The organism is Kitasatospora sp. NPDC052896, from assembly GCF_044547075.1.
GTDB lineage: Bacteria > Actinomycetota > Actinomycetes > Streptomycetales > Streptomycetaceae > Kitasatospora.
Genome location: NZ_JBITZU010000064.1, coordinates 1 through 4,249, shown reverse-complemented (window position 1 = coordinate 4,249; position 4,249 = coordinate 1). Strand labels below are relative to the sequence as shown.

Here is a 4,249-nt window from a genome sequence, read left to right as displayed (position 1 = left end):
TCCGCAAAAACCACCCCGAACAACTCACCCTCACCACCACCCTCGCCCACCTCCACACCCACGGACACCCCACCACCTGGCCCACCACCCAAACCCAAACCCAACCCGAAACCCAACCCACCACCCAACCCACCAACCTCCCCACCTACCCCTTCCAACGCGACCGCTACTGGCTCCACCCCACCCACACCGGAACCAACGCCGCCACCCTCGGCCTGACCGCCATCGAGCACCCGCTGCTCACCAGCCAGACCGAACTCCCCCATGGCAAGGGCTACTTGTTCACCGGCCGACTCTCCGCCGAGAACCCGGCCTGGGCACCGGAACACGAGATCTACGGCGCGTACATCCTGCCCGGGGTCTCCTTCGTGGACCTGCTGCTGCACGTGGCACGGATCGTGGGCTGCGACCAGATCGAGGAGTTGACCCACCGCACCTTCCTCGCCATCCCCGAACACGGCGCGCTCCAGGTGCGCCTGGCCGTCGACGCACAGGACGACGCCGGCAGTCGCACCTTCGCCCTGTACTCCCGCGCCGAGGACGCGCCGTCCGGCACCGAGTGGACCCTGCACGCCACCGGTGCGCTCGCGGTGGGCGACCCGGCCGGCGCGTTCGAGCCGTTCGAGGACGGCGAATGGCCACCCACCGACGCGAGTCCGCTGGACATGACGGAGTTCTACCGGCGGATCGTGGACGCCGGCTTCGGCTACGGACCGCTCTTCCGTTCACTGCGCGCCGCCTGGCAGCAGGGCGACACCACGTACGGCGAGGTGGCCTTCCCGGCCGACGCGGACCCCGGCGCCTACGGCATCCACCCCGGACTGCTGGACTCCGCCCTGCAACCGGCGGCCCTGGTGCTGGGCGCCACCCCGGCCGAGGACAGCATCCGGGTGCCGTTCTCCTGGAGCGGCGTGGCGATCCACTCGGTCGGCGCCACCCGGCTGCGGGTCCGGCTCTCCCGCCCGACGCCTGACACGGTCTCGCTGGCGATCGTGGACCACACCGGGGCGCCCGCGATCACCATCTCCTCGCTGGCCATGCGGGCCGTGGCGACCGACCAGATGGCGGCTGCCCAGGCGGCCCCGGCCCAGGAGCTGTACCAGCTCGACTGGACCGCGCTGCCGCTGCCCACCGCCCTCAAGGGGACACCGCGCTGGGCGGTGCTCGGCGACACCGAGCTGACGGACGCACTGAGCCGCGCGGGCATCGACGCGACGACCTACCAGGACGTGCCCGCGCTGCGCGCCGCGCTGGCCGCCGGTGCGCCCGTCCCGCAGCTGGCCGTCCTGCCCGCCCTCGGCACCCCCGACGCGACACCCGATCGGGCGCACGAACTCACCGCCCGAGTACTGGGGATCATCCAACAGTTCCTGGTGGATGATGAGTTGACCGTCAAGCTGGCGATCCTCACCCGCTCGGCCGTGGCCGTCGCGGACGACCAGGAGCTGACCGACCTCGGCGCCGCCGCCGTCCACGGCCTGGTCCGCACCGCGCAGTCCGAGCAGCCCGACCGGTTCGTCCTGGCCGACCTCGACGACTCCGACGCCTCGCTGGCCGCCCTGGCCGCCGCCGTCAGTTCCGGCGAACCGCAACTCGCCCTTCGCCAAGGAAAGATGACGGTCCCCAGACTGGCGAAGGCCGCTTCGGCCGACGACCCGGCACCGGCGTTCGACGCCGACGGGACGGTGCTGATCACCGGCGGCACCGGCGCGCTGGGCGCGCTGCTGGCCAGGCACCTGGTCACCCGGCACGGCGTCCGGCACTTGCTGCTGACCAGCCGGCGTGGCCCCGAAGCCCCCGGCGCAACGGAGTTGGCGGCCGAGCTGGCGTCGCTGGGTGCCGAGGCGCGGATCGCCGCCCGCGACACCGCCGACCTGCCGGCGCTGACCGAGCTGTTGGCGTCCGTGCCGGCCGAACACCCGCTGCGCGCCGTCGTGCACTGCGCGGGTGTGCTGGACGACGGCACGATCCCCGCGCTGACCGCCGAACGACTCGACACCGTCCTGACGCCCAAGGCCGACGCCGCCTGGAACCTGCACACCGCCACCCGGGGCCTGGAGCTGACGGCGTTCGTCCTGTACTCCTCGATCGTCGGCACCCTCGGAGCGAGCGGCCAGGGCAACTACGCGGCTGCCAACGGCTATCTGGACGCGCTCGCCTCGTTCCGCCGGGCCCAGGGCCTCCCCGCGACCTCGCTCGCCTGGGGCCTGTGGGACAGCGCGGCGAGCATGGGCGGCACGCTCGGCGAGCAGGAGCAGGCCCGGATGGCCCGCACCGGCCTGACCCCGATGCCGGACGAGCAGGGCCTCGCCCTCTTCGACGGCGCGCTGTCGCACGAGCGGGCGGTGCTGGTGCCCGCGCGCCTCAACGCCGCGGGTCTGCGGTCGCAGGCGGCCGCGGGCACGATCGCCCCGCTCCTCGCCGGGCTGTACCGCCCCCGGCCGCGCCGCGCAGCCGAGGCCGGCCCGAGCGTCGGCGAGAACGGGCTGGCCCAGGAACTGGCCTCGCGCGGCGAGGCGGAGCAGGGCCCGTTCCTGCTCGACTTCCTCAAGGGACACATCGCGACCGTGCTCGGCCACGACCCGTCCGCGGTGATCGATCCGGAGAGCTCGTTCAAGGAGCTGGGCTTCGACTCGCTGACCGCGGTGGAACTGCGCAACACCCTCAACAAGGCGGTCGGCCTCCGGCTGCCGGCCACCCTCACCTTCGACTACCCGACGCCCGCCGCGATCGCCCGCTACCTGCACGGCGAGCTGCTGAGCTCGGCGCCGCAACGCGGCCCGGCCAGGCCCGCCGCCAAGCGGTCCGGGCGGTCCGGGGACGAGGAGCCGATCGCGATCGTGGGCATGGGCTGCCGGTTCCCCGGCGGCGCCGACACCCCCGAGAACCTGTGGAACCTGGTCGCGTCCGGCACCGACGCGATCGGCGAGTTCCCGCGCAACCGCGGCTGGGACGTCGAGGGACTCTACGATCCCGACCCCGACGCGGTCGGCCGGACCTACACCCGGCACGGCGGCTTCCTGTACGACGCCGACCGGTTCGACGCCGACTTCTTCGGCATCACCCCGCGCGAGGCGCTCGCCCTCGACCCGCAGCAGCGGCTGCTACTGGAGACCAGCTGGGAGGCGCTGGAGCGGGCGGGCATCGTGCCGGCCACACTCCGCGGCGGCCAGATCGGCGTCTTCGCGGGTGTGGTCACCCAGGAGTACGCGCCGCTGGTCCGCCAGGGCACCGAAGGCGTCGAGGGCTACCTGCTCACCGGTACGACGGCGAGCGTGGCCTCGGGCCGGGTCTCCTACGCCTTCGGGTTCGAGGGGCCGGCGATCACGGTGGACACCGCCTGCTCGTCCTCGCTGGTGGCACTGCACCTGGCCACCCAGGCGCTGCGCAACGGCGAGTGCACGATGGCGCTGGCCGGCGGCGCGACCGTGATGGCCAACGCGGGCATGTTCCTGGAGTTCAGCCGGCAGCGCGGACTGGCGCCCGACGGCCGGGCCAAGTCCTTCGCGAACGCCGCCGACGGCACGATCTGGGCCGAGGGCGCCGGCATGGTCTTGCTGGAACGGCTCTCCGACGCCCGAGCCAACGGTCACCAGGTGCTCGCGCTGATCCGCGGTACGGCGGTCAACCAGGACGGTGCCAGCAACGGGCTCACCGCGCCCAACGGCCCGTCCCAGCAGCGGGTGATCCGCACCGCGCTGGCCAACGCCCGACTGACGGCCGACCAGGTGGACGCCGTCGAGGCACACGGCACCGGCACCCAGCTCGGCGACCCGATCGAGGCGCAGGCCCTGCTGGCCACCTACGGGCAGGAGCGGCCGGCCGAACTGCCGCTGCTGCTCGGCTCGTTGAAGTCCAACATCGGCCACGCGCAGGCCGCCGCCGGCATCGGCGGCGTGATCAAGATGGTCCAGGCCATGCGACACGGCATACTGCCCAGGACCCTGCACGTGGACGAGCCGACCCCGCACGTGGACTGGACCGCCGGCGCGGTCGAACTGCTCACCGAGGCACGACCCTGGCCCGAAACCGACCACCCCCGCCGCGCAGCCGTCTCCTCCTTCGGCATCAGCGGCACCAACGCCCACCTCATCCTCGAAGCCGCACCCGACACGGCCGCCGAGGAACCGTCAGAGGCAGTCGCCCCACTCCTGCTCTCCGCGAAGACCGAACCCGCACTCCGCGAACAGGCACACCGCCTCCGCCACTACCTGACCGAACGCGACAACATCAACCTCGCCAACACCGC

General features: G+C 72.9%; 1 protein-coding gene. It reads left to right on the top strand.

The features are described from left to right. Positions 1–4,249 (top strand): type I polyketide synthase (locus tag ACIGXM_RS37275; protein WP_396568567.1); only part of this gene is annotated, 4,249 nt, incomplete at both ends.